The organism is Pedobacter arcticus A12, assembly GCF_000302595.1.
Lineage (GTDB): Bacteria > Bacteroidota > Bacteroidia > Sphingobacteriales > Sphingobacteriaceae > Pseudopedobacter > Pseudopedobacter arcticus.
The window spans coordinates 122,448-142,861 of sequence record NZ_JH947128.1 but is presented as its reverse complement, the minus strand read 5'-3'; the positions used below and the strand labels follow the sequence as shown (position 1 = coordinate 142,861).

General features: G+C 35.1%; 15 protein-coding genes. 10 read left to right on the top strand and 5 right to left on the bottom strand.

Translation table 11 applies throughout. The annotated features are described in order from the left end of the window. Positions 1 to 107: 107 nt before the first annotated feature. Together rpsJ and B176_RS0116590 are read left to right on the top strand one after the other, a co-directional pair. Entirely contained in the window at positions 108 to 413 is a 306-nt protein-coding gene (gene rpsJ / locus B176_RS0116600) for a 30S ribosomal protein S10 (protein WP_013633190.1), read from the top strand. Positions 414 to 549: 136 nt separating this feature from the next. After that, the gene (locus B176_RS0116590; protein ID WP_017259959.1) at positions 550 to 1,599 is read left to right on the top strand and encodes a Fic family protein; all 1,050 of its coding nucleotides are present in this window, start codon (positions 550 to 552) and stop codon (positions 1,597 to 1,599) included. Between the two features lie 58 nt (positions 1,600 to 1,657). Here the strand turns inward: B176_RS0116590 and B176_RS0116585 are convergent, their stop codons facing one another. Both B176_RS0116585 and gap read right to left on the bottom strand, forming a co-directional pair. Further along, positions 1,658 to 2,092, bottom strand: coding sequence for a GNAT family N-acetyltransferase (locus B176_RS0116585; RefSeq protein WP_017259958.1), 435 nt, complete (start codon positions 2,090 to 2,092; stop codon positions 1,658 to 1,660). Next, positions 2,089 to 3,090 carry a type I glyceraldehyde-3-phosphate dehydrogenase gene (gap, locus tag B176_RS0116580; RefSeq protein ID WP_017259957.1) on the bottom strand — a complete coding sequence of 334 codons (1,002 nt, stop codon included), beginning with the start codon at positions 3,088 to 3,090 and terminating at the stop codon, positions 2,089 to 2,091. The genes B176_RS0116585 and gap overlap by 4 nt, the downstream gene beginning before the upstream one ends. A 287-nt stretch (positions 3,091 to 3,377) precedes the next feature. Between gap and B176_RS0116575 the strand changes: the two genes are divergently transcribed. Further along, a complete protein-coding gene (locus B176_RS0116575) occupies positions 3,378 to 3,590 on the top strand; it encodes a hypothetical protein (RefSeq protein ID WP_237739850.1) in 213 nt (70 codons plus the stop codon). Positions 3,591 to 3,619: 29 nt separating this feature from the next. Here the strand turns inward: B176_RS0116575 and B176_RS0116570 are convergent, their stop codons facing one another. Beyond that, positions 3,620 to 4,408, bottom strand: coding sequence for a patatin-like phospholipase family protein (locus B176_RS0116570; RefSeq protein ID WP_017259955.1), 789 nt, complete (start codon positions 4,406 to 4,408; stop codon positions 3,620 to 3,622). Positions 4,409 to 4,437: 29 nt separating this feature from the next. Continuing rightward, positions 4,438 to 5,478, bottom strand: coding sequence for a gliding motility lipoprotein GldB (gldB, locus tag B176_RS0116565; protein WP_017259954.1), 1,041 nt, complete (start codon positions 5,476 to 5,478; stop codon positions 4,438 to 4,440). Positions 5,479 to 5,509: 31 nt separating this feature from the next. Between gldB and B176_RS0116560 the strand changes: the two genes are divergently transcribed. Together B176_RS0116560 and B176_RS0116555 are read left to right on the top strand one after the other, a co-directional pair. Further along, a complete protein-coding gene (locus B176_RS0116560; protein WP_017259953.1) occupies positions 5,510 to 6,151 on the top strand; it encodes a porin family protein in 642 nt (213 codons plus the stop codon). Between the two features lie 20 nt (positions 6,152 to 6,171). Further along, positions 6,172 to 7,812, top strand: coding sequence for an NAD+ synthase (locus tag B176_RS0116555; RefSeq protein ID WP_017259952.1), 1,641 nt, complete (start codon positions 6,172 to 6,174; stop codon positions 7,810 to 7,812). A gap of 303 nt (positions 7,813 to 8,115) precedes the next feature. On the opposite strand, the gene B176_RS0116545 is transcribed toward B176_RS0116555, so the two are convergent. Next, on the bottom strand, positions 8,116 to 9,159 hold the full coding sequence (locus B176_RS0116545; RefSeq protein ID WP_017259950.1) for a GntR family transcriptional regulator: 1,044 nt from the start codon (positions 9,157 to 9,159) through the stop codon (positions 8,116 to 8,118). A gap of 245 nt (positions 9,160 to 9,404) precedes the next feature. On the opposite strand from B176_RS0116545, the gene B176_RS0116540 reads away from it, so the two are divergent. The 5 genes from B176_RS0116540 to B176_RS0116520 all read left to right on the top strand — a co-directional run bounded on the left by B176_RS0116540 (position 9,405) and on the right by B176_RS0116520 (position 20,412). Beyond that, entirely contained in the window at positions 9,405 to 11,927 is a 2,523-nt protein-coding gene (locus B176_RS0116540) for a beta-glucosidase (RefSeq protein ID WP_202803359.1), read from the top strand. A 41-nt stretch (positions 11,928 to 11,968) separates the two neighbouring features. Then, complete coding sequence (locus B176_RS0116535) at positions 11,969 to 15,127, top strand: SusC/RagA family TonB-linked outer membrane protein (protein WP_040540740.1); 3,159 nt, start codon at positions 11,969 to 11,971, stop codon at positions 15,125 to 15,127. Between the two features lie 15 nt (positions 15,128 to 15,142). After that, positions 15,143 to 16,741 (top strand): RagB/SusD family nutrient uptake outer membrane protein, encoded by a 1,599-nt coding sequence (locus B176_RS0116530; protein WP_017259947.1) that lies wholly within the window; start codon positions 15,143 to 15,145, stop codon positions 16,739 to 16,741. Positions 16,742 to 16,767: 26 nt separating this feature from the next. After that, positions 16,768 to 17,646, top strand: coding sequence for a DUF5017 domain-containing protein (locus B176_RS0116525; RefSeq protein WP_161603036.1), 879 nt, complete (start codon positions 16,768 to 16,770; stop codon positions 17,644 to 17,646). 240 nt (positions 17,647 to 17,886) lie between these two features. Next, positions 17,887 to 20,412, top strand: coding sequence for a glycoside hydrolase family protein (locus B176_RS0116520; RefSeq protein ID WP_017259945.1), 2,526 nt, complete (start codon positions 17,887 to 17,889; stop codon positions 20,410 to 20,412). Positions 20,413 to 20,414 lie beyond the last annotated feature (2 nt).

Below are 20,414 nucleotides of genomic sequence, written 5' to 3'. Positions count from 1 at the left end.
GGAAAGTTAAAAGGACTTTAAACCTTAAACTTTCTACTTTTAACTTCAGAAAATAAACCCGTTTCCCGTTACAAATAGCTCTAACGGTGAAGCATAAAACAAAAATAATGAGCCAAAGAATCAGAATCAAATTAAAATCTTACGATTATAACTTGGTAGATAAATCTGCTGAGAAAATTGTAAAGACTGTTAAACCTACGGGTGCAGTAGTTAGTGGTCCAATTCCTCTTCCAACTGAGAAGAAAATTTACACTGTATTACGTTCTCCACACGTTAACAAAAAAGCTAGAGAGCAATTTCAATTATGCTCTTACAAAAGATTGTTAGACATTTATAGCGCTTCTGCTAAAACTGTAGATGCTTTGATGAAGCTTGAATTACCTTCAGGTGTTGAAGTGGAAATTAAAGTCTGATAGATTTTGAACTAATAAGGAACCCATTCTATTTATAGGATGGTTTTTTTTGTGCCGATAATTTTTAAAGTGCTATATAATTTTGATATAATTAAAAAAATGACCAAATTTGTCATGTTTATTTTAGTCATAAAATATGGAAAATAAAATCAGAAGCGCTAGAGTACAAAAAGGGCTAAAGCTAAGAGAGGTAGCAGAGTGCTTAAAGGTTGATGCATCTTTAATAAGCAAGTTTGAAGCGGGGGTACGTAAACCTACCAGAGAGCAAATTATTAAGCTCGCTTACCTGTTAGAATTAGATGCGCATGACTTGTTGGTTGATTGGCTAAGCAATCAAATAGTAGGCGATATCGGGTATGGAAATTTTGCTTTAGAAGTTCTTTCCGTTGCAGAAGAAAAAGTTAAGTACCATACAAAGGAGAAGTTACCTCTACAAGAGAGTGATTTAGCTTTGATTTTACAGGAAATTGATGTTGCTAAAGCTAAACTTGAGAAGCACCGAGATTTAGATAGTTACAGAATAGCACAGGCCTTGGAGTTAGAGTATACTTTTGAAAGTAATAGGATAGAGGGAAATACCTTAACACTAAAAGAAACCGATTTGGTGGTGAACGAAGGGATAACAATTTCTGGTAAATCAATGAGAGAGCATCTGGAAGCTATCAATCATAAAGAAGCATTAACCTATTTAAAAGAGTTGATTCAAAAAGATTACGATTTTTGTGAGCGAGATTTATTGCAGTTACATACGCTTATTTTAAAAGGTATTGATGCAAAAAATGCGGGTATATATAGAAATGTACAGGTGATGATAAAGGGAAGTCGGCATTTGCCACCACAACCTTTTATTATTAGAAAGCAAATGGAGGATTTATTTTTTTGGTATGAGGTTAATAAAAATCACCTACATCCCGTTGTATTGGCTGCTGAGCTAAGTGAGAGGTTGGTTACTATACATCCGTTTATTGATGGAAACGGTAGAACCTCGAGGTTAATTATGAATTTAATTTTGTTAAAAAATGGTTACGTAATAGCAAATATAAAGGGCGATGTAGAAAATAGGATGCGCTATTACCAAACGTTAGAAAATGCTCAGGTAGATGAAAAAAAAGAAGATTTCCATTTGTTTATTGCGCAAGAAGAACTTACAGCATTAAATAGATATTGTTCTATTCTAGGGATTTGAGAAGTATGAAGTTGAAGTTTATTTCTGATTTAAGATGCTGGTCTAATATCGGTTTCGTTTATTTAATCTTCAAATACATCACGCTATGCGTTCCTATATGGGGAATCTCAAACTTATCGCCAATGAATTCAAAGCCTAGGCTTAAATAAAATTTGAAAGCTTTTTCGCGGGCGTTGCACCATAAATAGTTAGCATTTTGTCCACGCAGGTAAACAATTGCAAAATTCATCACGCGGTTTCCATAACCTTTTCCTTGGAAATCTTCATCAGTCGCCATTCCTCTTAGCTGATAACCTAAGCCAGTGAAATCATCTTTAGGCTGTTGATGAAAACTAGCTATGCAAACAGCTTCATTTTCGACTAAAAATCCGATATGAAACGTTGTGGCTTTGCTGTCATTTTCCAAAATGCATTCCTCAAGCGTTAGTTTATCGTTCCTAAGAATTTTGTTTCTTAGTGATAATACATCTGCTGTTTGTAAAAACTTGATCATCCTTTTAACTGTGCTAATTTGAGTGTTAAATCCATTAGACGGCTAGAATAGCCAAATTCGTTATCGTACCAACCTACTACTTTAATCATTCCTCCTACAATAGAAGTTAATTTTGAGTCGAAAATACAGGAATGAGGGTTGTTTATAATATCAACAGACACAATAGGGTCTTCTGTGTACTCCAAAATGTTTTTCAGCGCTCCGTTTGCGGCGTTTTTGAACGCTAGATTTATTTCTTCCACAGATTTTGGTTGTTTCTTTAATATGCAGGTGAAATCTGTGAGCGAGCCATTTAAAACGGGCACTCTAATTCCAGCACCTCCCAAATTTCCTTCTAAATGAGGAAAAATACTGGTAATGGCTTTAGCTGCGCCAGTTGTGGTAGGAATGATGGACGAAGAAGCTGCTCTAGCTCTTCGTAAGTCGCGATGGGGTGCGTCATGAAGGTTCTGGTCGCCTGTCATTGAATGTACGGTTGTAATGTAACCTTCTTTGATTTCCCAATTATCATCTAATACCTGTACTAAAGCAGCAACATTATTTGTAGTGCAAGATGCATTAGAGAGTATTTTACTTTCCCAATCTATATCGTTATCATTTACCCCTAAAACGACGGTTGGAATGCTTTTGTCTGGTGAAGGCGCAGAAAGCAATACCTTTTTTGCTCCGGCCTTTAAATGTTTCTCAGCTAAATCAGCGGTTAAAAATTTTCCGGTGCATTCTATTACTAGATCAATGTCGAGTTGTTTCCAAGGTAACTGTTCAGGATTGGTATTTGCAAAAACTTGGATGTGGTTGCCATTTACAATTAAGCTGTTGCTATCCGTTGAAATCAGACCATTAAAATTTCCGTGAACCGAGTCGTATTTTAAAAGATGTGCAAGAGTTTCGGTATTTGTAAGATCATTTATGGCTACAACTTCAATTGTTTTTTGTTGCATTAATAACCGAAATACCGTTCTGCCTATTCTTCCAAAACCGTTAATTGCAATCCTCATTTATATAATTTTGAGCAATTTACCAAAAGCAATTTATAAAGATAGATTTTATAAAAAATGCGACTTTAAATCAACTATTCTTTTGATTTTCCGATATTCCACAAGCTTATTTGTTGTATGAACTGTGATTAGCTTTCTCACTTTTTTAGAAGTCAGAATAAAAAATATCAATAAATAGACTGGTTTTCTTAGGTTTTAAGGACTAACTGTTCAATTAGAAGGAATGAAGTTCGAAAGCATTAAAAAAAACACCGTTTCATAGTAATATTTCAACAATAGTTTTAATTTTGCGTCTCAAACAAAAAAAAGACGACATGGTAAATGCAAACAACCCTTCACACGTAAAACTAATTATAGCTGGTGTTTTTGTTACGCTATTTGGTGTTTACATCAAACAAGTAATTGATCATTCTTTTGTAGTTGATGTATTGGGCTGGGCTGTTACTTTTATAGGTGCGGCTATTTCAATTATCGGCGTTATGCGAATTTTGAAAGATTAATAGTTTTATATATATGATATTTAGAGGCGTTAATTAATTGACGCCTTTTTTGTTTTTATAGCGTTGATCGCCTCTTCAATTTTTGGAACTTTGCTCAGTGTTTCTTCATAAGCTATCCAAAAAATTTCTTCTGCTTTTTTTACGTCGAAAATACTGGTTTCGCCTAAGCCTTTAGGTTCTATTAGTACATCAATAAATTCACATTTTTGAATGAGCGTGTGATTTAGTGATAGCATTGCCGCTCTTTCCAAAGCATGCCTAATATTTCTTACACTGGTAATGTCGGGTAAATGATTGCAAGAAGATCCAATTATCACCTCACAGCAGTTTTGTAAAGGTTCTACAGGGAAGTTGTTGATTACGCCTCCATCAACGTAGAGTTTGCCATCAATCATTATAGGGTTAAAAACACCAGGAATACAGCTAGAAGCAAGCACTTTCCTGATCAATTCTCCTTCAGAAAAATAAATTAATTTACCGTTGTTGAAATTGGTAGCCGTAATGGTTAAAGGGGTTTTTAAATGCTCGAAACTGTTGTGCGGTATATATTCTTTTAGTAAAGAAAAAGCAGTTTCTAAATTTAATAGTGCTGTTGTATTAAATGCGAGACGCAAATGTTTAATTAATTTAGATTTATTGAAAATCTGTAATATATCATAAGGATCAATATTGTTTGCGTAAAGTGCACCTACAATTGCACCTGCACTTGTTCCTGTAATTTTCGAAACCTTTATTTTTTTGTCTGTTAAGGCTTTTAAAACTCCTAAATGTGCTATTCCTCTAATTCCGCCACCGCTTAAAACTATCCCTATATTCATTGATAAATCATTTTTTAAAAGACCCGAATTTATTTTTTTTGATTTGGATGATACTTGGCTTTTGTTAAAATTTGTTGGGCATCTTTAGTCGACATAAGCTGCTGCAAATCTATTTCTGGATTGTTCTCCATGTATTTTTTTACGATTTGCCAACCAATGAACAGTCCAAGTTTTGGCGACGAATCATTTTTTTCTCCCAAACCAGGGGTAAAAGGTGCTTCCGCCAGAAATTTTTGAATTTTCATGTAATCACTATTGTACAATAAATCCTGCTCTAAAAAATAAGCCCAGCTGTCTGATTCAAAACTTGTGGACCATTCCATTTGTTGTTTATTGTAACCTATTATTGTGCTGTCTGCTAGGTCAGGTTGCACTGCTTTCATGAAATATAACAGCTTTCCATTATATATCATTTTGGATAGCAAGCTTTTATCGTTAGCTAATTCGGGGAATAACTCTTCTCTAGTAATTACTTCAACTACTCTTGGTGTAATATTTTTGGGTGTAAAGCGCCTGCTGATATACCTAGGAATTGTTTCGACCAAAGCGGGATAAAATTTTGATTTTTTACCTAAAAACATATCTAAACCAATGCCTACATATCCACTTCCAATTGGTGTTTGAACTTGAAAACCAGAAATATAAGTGATTATTTTTGGTGTTTTCCATTCCGGATAATAGTATTTAATGTGTTTAAAAGCATCAATTAATTCTGGTTTTTGCGCATCCAAATTGGGGTAAACGGAATCAGTCTCATGTTGTAGATCTTGAAAAGGCTTTCCGGTTAAAACCTGCTCCAACATGTTGATGTATGCTGCGTTTTCTGTACTTCCCAAATTCAGTATTTTTTCAAAGTAGTCTTTATAAAATACCGGGTAGTTTTTCTGCAGGGCAGGTAGCTTTTCGGCAAGTTGGCTTGGATTAATTTTAGCTAAGTCTTGATCAAAACGTTCAATCTGTAAATCCACTTTGATATTACTAGTATCTATTTTGCTTTGTTGGGTGCAAGCGCTAACACACAGGTAGATTGCGAAAAAAAATGTAATTTTGGCGAGATTGTTAAATTTCATTTGAACAAAAATTAATAGACAACCCGAAGTTATGAAAAAGTTAGTATTCGCAGCTATTTTTACGATATGTACTACCATGCTGTTTGCGCAAGACACGTATAAAGGATTTAAATTAGGAATTACCGCACACCCAAATTTCGGTTGGTTGAAATCTGAAATTGATGGCGTAAAATCAGATGGTTTAAGAGCTGGGTTTAGTTATGGAATAATTGGCGATTTTTATTTTGCCGACAATTATGCTTTTACAACAGGTTTGAAATTGACTACCATTAATGGGCAGACGCAAAATGAAGCTGCTCCGGATAAAGGAAAGCAGGAGATTTACAAACTTCAATATATTGAAATCCCAGCGAAGATTAAATTGGCTACTGGAGATATAAATGGATTAAGATTTTACGGCGAATTTGGTTTAGGAAATGCTTTTAATGTTGGTGCAAAGCAAGATGTAAAAGGTGTATCTGGCGTAGCAAATGTTGAAGATCAAAATATTTATAAGGGCACAGCTTTTTACAGAGCATCGTTAATTATAGGTGGCGGTACCCAATTTTCTATCGGCGAGAAAACTGCGTTAGATGTTGGACTGTCTTTTAACAACGGATTTACTGATATTAAAAAGGGGAATGGAACTATAAAAAGTTCTTACTTAGGCTTAAACCTAGCTGTTTACTTTTAGTAAAAACCTTTCTTCCACTCATGAAAATCGCTTTAGCTCAGTTAAACTATCATATTGGTAATTTTGAGGCCAATACCCGAAAAATAATTGAAACCTTAAAAACTCAGGAACAACAAGGAACTGACCTCGTTGTGTTTTCTGAACTATGTATTTCTGGCTACCCGCCAAGAGATTTTTTAGAATATGCTGAGTTTATTGATCTTTGCGAAAAATCTGCGCAAGATGTAGCTTTGGCTTGTGTAAACATTGCATGTATTATCGGTTTACCTATACAAAATCCTGTTGTGGAAGGAAAAGACCTTTGCAATGCAGCATATTTTATAGCGGAAGGCAAAGTGCAACAAGTGATAAAAAAAGCACTTTTACCCACTTACGATGTTTTTGATGAATATCGTTATTTTGAGCCAGCACATGAATTTAAATGTGTTAATTATAAAGGTCATAAGATTGCACTGACTATTTGCGAAGATTTATGGAATTTCGGAGATAACCCACTTTATAAAACTTGCCCAATGGACGAGTTGATTAAAGAATCCCCGGATTTTATGATCAACATCGCAGCATCTCCGTTTTCATACAAGCATGATGAAGAACGCATTTTTATACTTTCACAGAACTGTAGAAAGTATAATTTGCCACTGTTTTATGTAAATCATATTGGTGCACAAACTGAGCTGATTTTTGATGGTGGATCTTTAGTTTTTGATAAGGCTGGTGATATTGTAGCCGAGCTTGATTATTTCAAAGAAGAAGTGTGCGTGTTTGATGTTGAGCAAGTTCAAAGTTCAATTGTTCTTAATAGAAAACTAGAAAAGAGATCAAATACAGAGCAGGTTTATCAAGCTTTAGTTTTAGGGATTAGAGATTATTTTAAAAAGTCAGGCTTCGAAAAAGCAACCTTGGGCTTGTCCGGCGGAATAGATTCGGCTGTAGTTTGTGCTTTAGCTTGTAAGGCTTTAGGAGCGCAAAACGTAATGGGTATTTTAATGCCTTCTAAATATTCATCAGACCATTCTGTTAAAGATGCGGAGGACTTAGCTAAAAACCTAGGCTGTAAAAGCACCTTCGTTCCTATTGAAACAGTAACCAATGCTTTTGAAGAAACTTTAGCAGGGGAATTTAAAGGGTTAGAAGCTAACCTGGCCGAAGAAAATATTCAAGCCCGCTCTCGCGGAGTGATTATGATGGCGATGTCCAATAAATTCGGATATATTTTATTAAATACTTCAAACAAAAGCGAGGGTGCCGTAGGTTATGGAACGCTTTATGGCGATATGTGCGGTGCAATTTCTGTAATAGGTGATTGTTATAAAACTCAGGTTTATCAACTTGCCGAATACATCAATAGGGAAAGAGAAATTATACCTATAAACACCATTACAAAAGCGCCTTCCGCAGAGCTACGGCCAGATCAAAAAGATTCTGATTCTTTGCCAGATTATGATGTTTTAGACAAAATACTGTATGAGTATATAGAGATGCGGAAAAGCTCAAAGCAAATTGTTAGTGATGGTTTTGATGAAGCTTTGGTAAATAGGATTTTAAAAATGGTTAATAGCGCTGAATTTAAACGCTATCAAACTCCGCCAATACTCAGGATATCATCAAAGGCATTTGGCATGGGGCGTCGTATGCCGATTGTAGGTAAGTATCTTTCTTGATTTTCTGAGGAATACTGATTACACCTTACTATCGGGTAGTTTTACTCCACCATCTTTTCGCAGGTTTCATTAGTGATATGGGTTTCGTCTGGATTTATAGACAAGAAAAATTGGTTTGTTTATTGCATAGCTAATATTATAAATATCATGCTATGAAAACAAAAACTACATTTCCTTTAACACGCTCCGCAGATTACCGGTTTAATTTATACGCTATTTTTATTGGAGCATTATTGATTGCCATGTTGGTTAACTCATGCGGATAAAAAATTGATTAGATTTCTAATTTTTTACCTAAATGAATTAAAGAGAATTCCTCAATATAACTTTAGCAGGATCTCTCATTGTTATAACTTTTTTATTTATAATCGCTTTCGCTGCTTCTTCCCCCATTTTATTAAAATCCGTACTGATTACGGTGATTCCATTTTCTAATACCTCTTTAACTGCAGTGTCATTATAAGATATTAATCCGATGTCCTTTCCGAGCTGCCAATTTTTTTTGCGGGCAATCTTAATAATATCCACATCATCTTGATCATATCGACTGAAGGTAATGTATGCATCACCTTGTTTAGCTATTTTATCATCGATAATGTTAAATATGCGGTAAGGTATAGCATGTCTCTTTGAGAAAACCTCGAACCCATCAATGATGTTTTTAGCATGAAAAGCTTCTAAAGGAGCAATTAAAACAAGTCGACTATATTTTTTTATTTGTGGTAAAAGTTCAGTAAGAGATTCTATAATGTCAGATCTGTGGTCTTGGTAAATACAGGTATATTCACCCGATAAGTTTTTTTCCTGATAATCTAAAATTACCCTTTTATGCGCAGGGATTTTATTTAAGATATCACTTACCTTTTCCTTAAAAAAAGTGATGATTACAAAATGGGTATAATTGTTTAGGTTTTCTTCAATTAGTTTCTCAAATACTTTAAAGTTATGATGATGAAAATAAACATCAACATCTGCTTGATCTTTAATTGTTGCAAGGAAAGATTGATAAACGCGGTCACGTAATATGTTCATTTTGTCCAAAATAAGGCAAACTCTATAAGGATGATATTGCGTTTTTTTCTTCACATAATACCCTTTTCTGTACTCAGCCTCAATAATTCCTTTTTCTGATAAATAATTTAGGCCCTTCAATGCTGTTTCTTTACTGATATTTAATATTTCTATTAATTGATTTAAAGAGGGCAGTCTATCGTTGATTTTAAGTTCTTCATTCTCAATAAGCTTATTAACATATTCTGCCAGTTGAAGATATTTCATTCTGTGAGTAGAAGAAGTTGGAGCAATATCCGATTTCTTTTTATTGAGCTTGTTTGTATTTAAAGGCATATGTTTTTTTTACAAAACTAAGTGATATTTCTGAATTATAGTAAATCGGGGCATAACAGATAATAGCCCTACTAGATTCGCTATAAGCTCCATTTTATATAGGATAAATTTTTATAAAGTGCTTATTATAATAAAATTTAAAAAATAATTTGATTATGCAAAATATTTCCTATGTTTGTTTAAACCAAACCAAACCAAACCAATTATATTTTCATATTATGTATAATATATGTACTTCCATTTGTTTGAAAAAATTATTTTTCTCTTTTAAAGTTAAAAATTCAGCCCTATTTTTTGGTGTTCTAATAATATTCAATTTTAACAACGCTAAGGCTCAAATTTATAAAAACAAAAAAGCTTCTGTAGAAGATAGGGTAAAAGATATTCTTTCTCAGATGACTCTTGATGAAAAGTTAGATTATATTGGTGGTTACAAAGGATTTTACATCAGACCTGTTGATAGGTTAGGCTTGCCTGAAATAAAGCTTACTGATGGCCCTGTTGGCACACATAAAGATGGAAAGGCGGTTGCTTACCCTGCAAGTATTTTGTCTGCGGCAACATGGGATACACTTTTAATAAAAAAACTAGGTAAAGAATTAGGTCGAGATTCTAGATCTCGAGGTGTGCATATATTGCTTGCGCCAGGGATTAATATTTTGAGAGCACCTATGGGTGGTAGAAACTTTGAATATTTTAGTGAAGACCCATTCCTTAATTCTAGAATTGGCGTAAGTTATATCAAGGGATTACAAAAAGAGAAAGTTGTAGCCACAGTAAAGCATTATTTGGCTAATAATCAGGAGTGGGATCGTAACAATATAAGTTCTGATATTGATGAACGTACTTTGCAAGAGATTTATTTGCCTGCATTTAAAGCTGCCGTACAAGAAGGTGAAGTGGGTTCGGTGATGAATAGCTATAATCCTGTTAACGGGATTTATACCACTCAAAATTATTATCTTAATAACGAGATCCTTAAAGGAAAATGGGGATTTGATGGCTTTATAATGTCGGATTGGTCATCAACATATAACGGTATTGAAGCAGCAAAAGGAGGATTAGATCTAGAAATGTCAAGAGCGGTTCATATGAACAAAAAAGATATGGCGTTGGCAATAAAAAATGGCGTGTTTACAGAAGAAGTGATAAACGATAAAGTTCGCAGAATTCTACGCATTATTTTTAGGTTTGGTTTTTATGATAATAAGCAGTTAGATTTATCTATCCCAAAAGACAATCCTGATGGCGCCAAAGTAGCACTTGACCTTGCTAGAGGAGGAATTGTACTATTAAAGAATCAAAACAATATTTTACCGCTATCAACTAATATTAAAAAAATAGCAGTTATCGGTCCAAATTCAGACGTGTATATTGCTGGCGGAGGTAGTTCGTATACTTTTCCTTTCCGTTCCGTTACAACTTTAGAAGGAATAAAAAAACATGCACAAAATGCAGATATTGTTCATTCTGTAGGTTTGCCCGTACTTTCCGATCTTGTTTCAAAGTCGACTTTTTATATCGAAAAAGGATCTTCAGTTCGTGGGTTAAAAGCAGAATATTTTAATAATATCAAGTTACAAGGTGCTCCTTTTAAAACCAGGATAGATACAATTGTAAGTATAAACAATGGTTGGCATGTGGCGTCGGACCGCAGAGGCTTTCCTTTTGACCATTGCTCGGTACGTTGGACTGGAGTTGTAAAACCACAGCAATCAGGTAAATATAAATTTACCGTTAGAGGATTTGATGGTTTTAGATTGTATGTAGATGGCGAGCAGGTAGTAAATCTTTGGCGAGAGCAGGGAATTACTACAAAAAGTGTATCGCTTGATTTATTGGCAGGCAAAGAACACACCGTACGATTGGAGTATTATGCAAATTCGCATCCTGTAGATATTAGTTTTGCGTGGCACTTAGATAAGTTAGACTTTTCTGAAGCAATTAAAGCAGCGAGCAGTGCCGATGTTGCTATAATATGTGTCGGCTTTAATGAGAGCAGTGAACGCGAAGGTAATGACCGTTCTTTCGAATTATTAGATTATCAGGATAGTTTAATTAATGTGATAACGAAAGTTAATCCCAAAACAATAGTTGTTTTAAATGCTGGTGGTAACGTTTCTATGACGAATTGGTTGCCTAATGTAGCCGGATTAGTGCATGCATGGTACCCTGGGCAAGAAGGTGGAGAAGCTATAGGAGAAATACTTTTCGGTAAAACTAATCCTAGCGGTAAGCTTCCTGTGAGTTTTGAGAAAAAATGGGAGGACAACCCTGCGTTTAATAATTATTACGACCCAACAAACAGTAAAAGAGTAAAATATAATGAAGGTGTTTTTATAGGCTATCGTTATTATGATACTAAGAAGGTTGAACCGATGTTTCCTTTTGGCTTTGGTTTATCTTATACATCGTTCAGTTATTCAGATTTAAAAGTTAATGTAAATAAAAAAACTAAATCGCCAGATGTAACGGTGACCTTTAAAATTAAAAATACAGGTAACTATGATGGAGCCGAGGTAGCTCAACTTTATGTCAGAGATTTAGTAGCTCCTTTACCAAGACCAGATAAAGAATTGAAGGGCTTTTCAAAAATATTTCTAAAAAAGGGAGAAACAAAAACGGTAACGATTAAACTGGATAAATCTGCTTTCTCTTATTATGATGTTAATTTGAAGAAATTTACATACGATGCTGGCGAGTTTGACATTCTTGTAGGTTCGTCTTCTGCAACCATTAATTTAAAGAAGACCACCTTCATAAAATAATTGTTCATGTGTTTCCTGTTTTATACTAATCAATTTAAATAATGAAATTTTACTTTGTATTAATCTGTTCGATGTTAGGCTTGCTAAGCATTGTCCATGCTGAAAAACATCAAGGCAAAAATGTTCTGACACAAAAGTCACAGCAAATTTATGTTTCAGGTACGGTAACCGATGAAAAAGGGGAACCATTACCAGGAGTTACAGTGAAGCTAAAAGGGCTCAATACAGTTACTCAAACCAATATTAATGGTGTATTTAAATTTTCCATTCCTGAACTTAAAGGGACTTTGATTTTCTCCTTTACCGGATTTACTACTAAAGAAATAGTAATAAGTAAATCTTTAACCTATGACGTTAAACTTGAACCTAGCATGAATATGTTGGATGATGTTGTTGTGATAGGTTACGGAACAGCTACAAAACGTGATTTAACAGGTGCTGTCGCTCAGGTAGATATGGCAGATCTTCAAAAAGCACCAGTTGCATCGTTTGAAGATGCATTAGCTGGTAGGGTTGCTGGTGTTCAGGTATCGGCAACAGATGGCCAACCTGGTGCTAGTTTGCAAATAGTGATTAGAGGTAATAACTCAGTGACCCAAGATAATTCGCCATTGTACGTAATTGATGGTTTCCCAATTGAAGACCCAGAAAATAATGCGGTTAACCCTGCCGAAATTGAGTCTATAGACATCCTAAAAGATGCGTCTGCAACAGCTATTTATGGAGCAAGAGGAGCAAATGGCGTTATCATTATAACTACTAAAAAAGGAAAAATAGGCTTGCCAACTATCTCTTATCAGAATTATTTTGGTGTTCAGCAAAATATAAGGCAACAAGAAATGATGAGCCCGTATGACTTTGTGAAATATCAAATTGAGTTTAATTCGGCAGTTTTTACACCTATATATTTTAAAGATGGACGAGATTTAGACTATTACAAAACTGTGAAAGGAATTAATTGGCAAGATAAGATATTTAGAGCGGCTGGGGTGCAAAATCATTTTCTATCTCTTAACGGAGGCACAGATAAAACTAGATATTCTGTTTCAGGTTCCATCTTAAATCAAGACGGAATTATAATTAATAGTGGTTTTGGGCGGTATCAAGGACGTATAGTTCTGGATCAAACGGTATCATCGAAATTAAAAGTTGGCGTAAATACGAACTATACCAACACTAAAACCTTTGGAACTATCTCCACGGAACAAAATGGAAGTGCAACGGCTAGCCTAATGTATAGTGTTTGGGGTTATAGACCAGTAACTGGCGATCCCTTAATGGATGAACAACTTTTGGAACAGCCTTTTGATCCAGATATTGATCCCTTGGTTGAATATAGGATAAACCCAGTGTTATCTACAAGTAACGAATACAATCCTTCTTTTGTTAATGCTTTCTCTGCCAATACTTATGCGGAATATAAAATTAAAAATAACCTTATTTTTAGAACAACAGGAAGCATAATAAAAAGAAGTACGAGGAAAGAGATTTTTAACAACTCCAATACAAGAGCTGGGAATCCTTTGTCAAGTGCCAATGGTATTAATGGTATTATCCAAAACTATGATGTAACTAATTTTTTGAATGAAAACACTATAACGTATAAACGGAAAATAAATAAATACCATAATATAAATGCTGTTGCAGGTTACACCATTCAAGAAGTTAATAGTTCAAGTTCTGGGTTTGGAGGAACAATGTTACCCAACGAGTCACTAGGTATTAGCGGAATAGACGAAGGGATACCTTTTAGATTGATGTCAGCTAGTTCTAAATCTTCATTAATGTCTTTTTTAGCTCGTATTAATTATAATTATAAATCCAGGTATTTATTAACCGCTTCCTTTAGGGCTGATGGTTCTTCAAAGTTTGCAGCGGGCAATAGGTGGGCATACTTCCCTTCTGGTTCTGTAGCATGGTTGGTAAGTGACGAAGATTTTATCAAAAATAATTTTCCTCTAATATCTAGCGCTAAAATAAGAGCAGGTTACGGAATTACAGGAAACAACAGGGTGTCGGATTTTGCTAGTTTGCTAGCCATGCGTATTAATTCAAGTTCAGGATATAATTTTGATAATTCGCCACAAAATGGAAGCATTCCTTACTTCCTTGGAAATGAGGATTTAAAATGGGAAACAACTGGGCAGTCGAATATTGGTATTGATGTAGGATTATTTAAACAGCGCATTTCTTTAGTTGCTGATTATTACAATAAAGAAACTTATGATTTATTATTGAATTCCTCTTTAGCACCTTCTCAGGGCTATCTTACTGGATTAAGAAATGTGGGTAAAGTATCCAATAAAGGGTTTGAGTTTACAGTAAATACCGTGAACGTGAGAAATAAAAAATTCTCATGGAATTCAAGTTTTAATATTTCATTTAATAGAAACAAAGTTTTACAGCTAACAGAAGAAGATCCTTCAATTTTATCAAGAATAAATTGGGGTAATTTCACTAATGCCTATCCTTACATTGCAATTCCTGGTCATCCCATTGCTCAGTTTTACGGCTATGTGTGGGATGGAGTGTATCAGTATTCAGATTTCAACCAACTTTCAAATGGTAGTTATGTGCTAAAAGATAACGTCCCCAATAACGGGCAGGCAAGAACAATCGTTCAACCGGGCTTCGTAAAATATAAAGATATTAATGGCGACGGGAAAGTTGATGGCTTAGACCAAACTATTATTGGTGATCCTAATCCAACGCATATTGGAGGCTTTAGTAATAATTTTACTTACAAAGGATTTGATCTTAACGTATTTTTTCAATGGTCTTATGGTAACGATTTGTTAAACGCAAATAGGATAGAATTTGAAGGAGGAGAGAATAGAAGTTCGTTAAATATGTTTGCTTCTTATGCAAATCGCTGGACTCCAGAAAATCAGACTAATGATTTATACAAAGTTTATGGTCAAGGTCCGTTGGTTTATTCTTCAAGAACGATAGAAGACGGTTCTTATCTTAAGTTGAGAACCGTGTCTTTAGGCTATTCTTTTAATAATACTTTAATGAAGAAATTGAAAGTAAAAACGTTTAAAATATTTGCATCTGGACAAAATTTATACACATGGACTAATTATACAGGTTTGGATCCAGATGTCTCTACTTTTGGTTCTGCATTGACACCTGGATTCGACTGGTCTGCCTATCCAAAAGCAAAAACAATCACTTTTGGTATCAATCTTAGTTTATAATTTAAAGCAATTTATATGAAAAGTATTAAATATTTATTATGCCTATTGCTCATCACTTCATTGAACTCTTGTAAAGATTTTCTAGAAGTTGAACCAACAGATTTTAAAACCGTTGATAATTACTTTAACACGGAGAGTGAGTTAGATATAGCTTTAACAGGTGTGTATAGTCAGTTAGGAGATGAAAGGACCTACCGTAGAGGTCTTTTTACTTATTTATCCATTAGTGATGAGTTTTTTTATAGAAATGTTTCAACAAATTCAATTTATGTTTTGGATTTTGATGCGGCTCATGTGGACATTGGGCGATTTTGGGAAGCTTGTTACCAAGGAATTGATAGGGCAAACACATTAATAGAAAATATTGATAAGCCTGAAATGGATGAAAATAAAAGGGCTGCTGTTTTTGGCGAAGCTTTATTTTTAAGGGGATACTATTACTTTTTGCTGGTGGATCATTTTGGAGGCGTACCGCTTAAATTAGTCTCAACTAAAAACCCAGCAGAGAAAGCACTGCCTAGATCTACTGTAAAAGAAGTTTATGATCAAATCTTAAAGGATATGACACAAGCTTATCCCTTAGTTCAAAACCTTACCAAAGGTGAATCAACGCCTGGACTGGAGTATAATGAGAGGATAACAAAATCTGCAGTTGCCGGAATATTAGCAAAGGTTTGTCTAACAATGGCAGGAAAGCCTTTAAATATTGAGTCAAAATATGCAGAAGCGAGGGATTGGGCAGACTCGGTAATTACATCAGGAAGACATTCTTTAAATACAGATTATAAACAAATTTTTATTAATGCCGCCAAAGATATTACCGATACAAAAGAATGCATTTGGGAAATAGGTTTTTATGGAAATAACACCGGTAACTTATTGCAAGGAGGTACTTTGGGTATAAGCAACGGAATTACAAGTTCAAATTTAACAAATCCTGGCTATTCTACAGGTAGCATTAATACAACAGCCAGATTGTACAATTTATATGATGTAAACGATATACGTCGTGATTGGTGTATAGCGCCATTTAGATATGTGACCGCAAATAATGTAACAACCGCTGTTGATTGGACGTCGGCTCAAATTTACGATCGCAATATAGGCAAGTGGCGTCGTCAATACGAAAGCGTAACTCCAAAGACAAAAAGTTATAACAGTGTTAATTTTCCCGCGTTACGTTATTCCGACGTGTTGTTGATGTATGCAGAAGCAGTTAACGGCGCTGACGGTGGGCCAAGTGAGTTAGCGGAAAAATATTTGAATTGGGTTAGAAGAAGAGGACATAATAAACCTATTACCACTAATGATCCTACGGTTGATGTAACTCCAGGATTATTAGAGGCCAAGTTTCTTGAAGCCATTCAGGATGAAAGAGCTCGTGAATTTGCATTTGAAGGAATGAGACAGCATGATTTAAAACGTTGGGGTTTGTATGTTACTAAAATGAACACTTTAGCAACAGAGATAACAGCTACAGCACCTTCAACATGGAGATACGCATCTTCTGCAGGTAAAAATACCACAGTTAGAAATCTGCTTTTGCCTATTCCTAATTCTGAAATAGTGCTTAATCCGAATATAAAAGTTAGTGATCAAAATCCAGGATGGTAATAAATTTTAAATTAAATATTAGAAAGATGAAATATTTGAATTTTATCGTAGTAGCATTGTTTGTTCTTGTTTCTTCATGTTCAAAAGACGAAGCAAAACGTCCGTCGTTTGGTGTTTCTACTTCAACTTTAAACTATAAAGTTGGAGAAGAAATTAAATTTGATTTTAAAGGAAATCCAGATAATATCACATTTTATTCAGGAGAAGAAGGCAACCAATACGAATACAGAAACCGGACATCTCTGCCTGGTAAATTGCAAGTTGAATTTACTTCATTGGTAGATAGAGGGTTAAGGCAAAACCTATCGTTAATGGTTACTACAGATATAAGCGGAAAGGTAGATTCAAGTACGGTAAAATCGGCAAAGTGGGATGATGTTAGTTCTAGAGCGATTTTTTCAACTGGCGTTGATAAAACGCCTTCAGGAATTATTGACCTGTCTGATTTTTCTGATACTGGAAAGCCGGTGACAATTGCGTTTAAATATACGGATGTGAAAACTACAGCACAGCAAAACAGATGGGTAATTAGAACATTTAATGCATCTTCTGTTCGCGAAAACTCCATTACCTCTTTAGCGGTGATGGCTGATGCAGGATGGTTAGGGGTAAGTTTTAAAAATCCTACTGCAGTTTGGACTATTACTTCTGCTCAATTGTTAATGTACGGAGGAGCAGTTGGTTCTGAAGATAATGAAGATTGGGTGGTTTCAAAACAATTAGATCCAAATGTGATTAAATCTGATGTGGGCCTTGCTATAAAAAATATAAGTGCTCCACTATCAGATTTTACTTACAAATACCTAAAAGCAGGTGTTTATAAAGTGAGTTTTCTTGCTTCTAATCGAATTGGGGATACTTTTAAAGAAGCAATTCAAGAACTTACCATCACTATAACGCCTTAGTTAGCTAATAATAAATTAGTAGAAAACCTCTTGTTTAACTGATGATACACACAGGTTGTTATTCTTTATTAATGCGGATAACAATTGGTTTAGATGTAATGGTTTGAAAAATCTTTAATAAGAATTCAAGAACCCATCAATTCAATAACTAATATAATGTTAAGAAAGTACTTTTTGTTTGTTTGCCTATTGTGTGGCCTTTTTATAATAGCGACAGTAAGTTGGCAGGTTGACAAAACCATGGCAATTAAAGGCGCAACACTTAATTTGCGTTGGGAAGAAAAACCAGAAGGATGGAAATTAACAGTTTTACAGGTTAAAAGCAGAAGTCAATGGATTGATGTATCGGGTGCTGATGCTGGATATACAGTATTATATTCCGAAAAAAAACCACCAATAACTGATTCTGTACTTTATATTGATGGTAAAAAAATAGATTTCCCCGAACCAGTATATCGTTATGCTGCATCACATTGGAAAGGGGTCATCAGTCCGGTACAATTAAATACGGCCGGCGAGGCACATCATTTTTACCCTAAGAAAGCTTATTATGGTGAAAATAAAAATCTTTCTTTTTTTGAAGAAGCAGAGTTTGCTACTATAAAATCAACCTGGCAAATCGATCCAAAATATCCTACAGACGTATTGGTAAAGCTAACGCTGATAGCAAAAAAAGACGGATATTTTTCTATGGCAAGCCCTTCTCTTGCTAAAATTTCTAAGGAGCAACTTTCTTGGGGTTTACTTCCAGGCTATTTTCAAGGAGACAAAATAGAAAAAAACTTTGTAAAAGCTTACGCATATGGCCAGGGAATACCCCATAAACCTGTAGTTGTAAGAGAAAGAGCGGCTAGCACATTGTCACCATTAATAAGTTTAAAAAACGGCATTACAATGGCTGTAATTCCTGATCCAAGCGTAGGTCGTAATCCCTGGACTAATGATAAAAACACCCATAACGAGTGGGATTTGGGTTTATCGCTGATGAACCGTCAGTCGCAATTGATGCCTACTTTGTACCACCCTGTTTTAGGAGAAAAAGGCTCTTTCTTAAAAGCTGGAGAAACTGTAAGTTTTGAATTTAGGTATACGTTGCAAGTTTCTGATTGGTATCCCGTATTTAAACATGCAGTTACAGATATTTTTCGGTTTAATGATTTTTTGGATTTAAAAAAGACCAGCCAATCGTTAACAGATCGGATCACGGCAATGCATAGCTATTTAATGGATGATAAAACGTCTATGTGGCAAACTGAGCAATACCTGGGGACTACCATAGGAGCACAGGCCTATTTGGGCGGTGTTTTAGGTTCAGATAAAGACGCTATGAAAAATTCTGATTATGGCGCCATGTGGATGCTTGCAAAAATCACAGACGATAGTGTTTTGAAATCAAATCGACTGCCTTATGCTCGTAATTTTAAATTGCTTCAACAACAAGCAGAACCTGGTTTTTTCCAAGGAGCCGCAGTAGGGCAGTATTATTTAAAGAAAAGTAAAAAATTTACTGAAGAATGGGGCCCTTATGTTGAACCCATTGGTTTAACATATTATACCATGATGGATATAGGTAATGTGTTGCTGTTTGAGCCTGGGGACAATGAATTGAAAGAGCGTTTAAGGCAAGGAGCAGAACGCTTGTTGAAATGGCAGGGAGCTAAAGGCGAATGGGTTGTTGCTTATGACAGAGCTTCCGATAAGCCCTTATTTACTGAGCTAGAAGATTTGCGTCCAACATTTTATGGTTTGGTAGTAGCTTACCGGATTTTGGGAGATAAAAAATATTTAACTGCAGCAGAAAAAGGTGCCAATTGGTATATCAAAAATGCAGTAGACAAAGGACATTTCTTAGGTGTTTGTGGGGATGCTCGTTTTGTTCCTGATTTTGCTACTGGACAAAGTGTTCAGGCTCTTTTGGATCTTTATGACCTCACAAAAATGGATTCCTATTTACAAGCTACAATAAAAACAGCTCGCTTTTATACAACTTCCATTTATACTCACCCTATCCCTAATAAAGATATTAAACTGGTTAAAGGGTTAAAACGTGAAGACTGGGAAATTAGTCAGGTGGGTTTAAGTTTTGAGCATGGCGGAAATATTGGTTCTACAAATTCGCTTGGTCCCATTCTTTTGGCAAGTCATGCGGGGCTGTTTATTAGAATGTACAATTTAACTAAAGACTCGCTTTATTTAGAAATGGCTAGAGCGGCGGCCTTAGGTAGGGATGCTTTTGTTGATAATAAAACTAACGTAGCATCTTATTACTGGTCGGCAATGAATAATGGACCAGGTAGTTTCCCACACCACGCTTGGTGGCAAATAGGATGGATAACAGATTACTTAATGGCAGAAATTGAGTTGCGTAGTAAAGGAGAAATTATATTCCCACGCGGATTTATTACCCCAAAAGTAGGGCCACATCAAAGTTATGGCTTTGCCCCAGGAAAAGTGTATGGTACTACAGCTTCCTTAATTATTAGCGAGGGATTATTAAAAACTGATAATCCGTATTTAGATCATGTATCTGCAGTGAATGAAAAAGAAAGGAAGTGCTTTTTAATTATGTTAAATAATAATGGGCAACCTTTAAAAACATCAGTCCAATTTGATGCTGAAAAGATACCACGAGTTTCAGACGCCAAAATCAAAGGCGTAGCTTTTATCAATTCAAAAGGAAAAAAGGAAAAATTGAAAGGAAATGGAAGTGCTTGGAATATAGCAATAGCTCCTTATGGCTTAAAAGTAATTGAGATAAACTATTAAAA

Coding starts and splice junctions, on each gene's coding strand:
- rpsJ (WP_013633190.1), top strand. CDS start 108: ATGAGCCAAAGAATCAGAATCAAATTAAAATCTTACGATTATAACTTG.
- B176_RS0116590 (WP_017259959.1), top strand. CDS start 550: ATGGAAAATAAAATCAGAAGCGCTAGAGTACAAAAAGGGCTAAAGCTA.
- B176_RS0116585 (WP_017259958.1), bottom strand. CDS start 2,092: ATGATCAAGTTTTTACAAACAGCAGATGTATTATCACTAAGAAACAAA.
- gap (WP_017259957.1), bottom strand. CDS start 3,090: ATGAGGATTGCAATTAACGGTTTTGGAAGAATAGGCAGAACGGTATTT.
- B176_RS0116570 (WP_017259955.1), bottom strand. CDS start 4,408: ATGAATATAGGGATAGTTTTAAGCGGTGGCGGAATTAGAGGAATAGCA.
- gldB (WP_017259954.1), bottom strand. CDS start 5,478: ATGAAATTTAACAATCTCGCCAAAATTACATTTTTTTTCGCAATCTAC.
- B176_RS0116560 (WP_017259953.1), top strand. CDS start 5,510: ATGAAAAAGTTAGTATTCGCAGCTATTTTTACGATATGTACTACCATG.
- B176_RS0116555 (WP_017259952.1), top strand. CDS start 6,172: ATGAAAATCGCTTTAGCTCAGTTAAACTATCATATTGGTAATTTTGAG.
- B176_RS0116545 (WP_017259950.1), bottom strand. CDS start 9,159: ATGCCTTTAAATACAAACAAGCTCAATAAAAAGAAATCGGATATTGCT.
- B176_RS0116535 (WP_040540740.1), top strand. CDS start 11,969: ATGAAATTTTACTTTGTATTAATCTGTTCGATGTTAGGCTTGCTAAGC.
- B176_RS0116530 (WP_017259947.1), top strand. CDS start 15,143: ATGAAAAGTATTAAATATTTATTATGCCTATTGCTCATCACTTCATTG.
- B176_RS0116525 (WP_161603036.1), top strand. CDS start 16,768: ATGAAATATTTGAATTTTATCGTAGTAGCATTGTTTGTTCTTGTTTCT.
- B176_RS0116520 (WP_017259945.1), top strand. CDS start 17,887: ATGGCAATTAAAGGCGCAACACTTAATTTGCGTTGGGAAGAAAAACCA.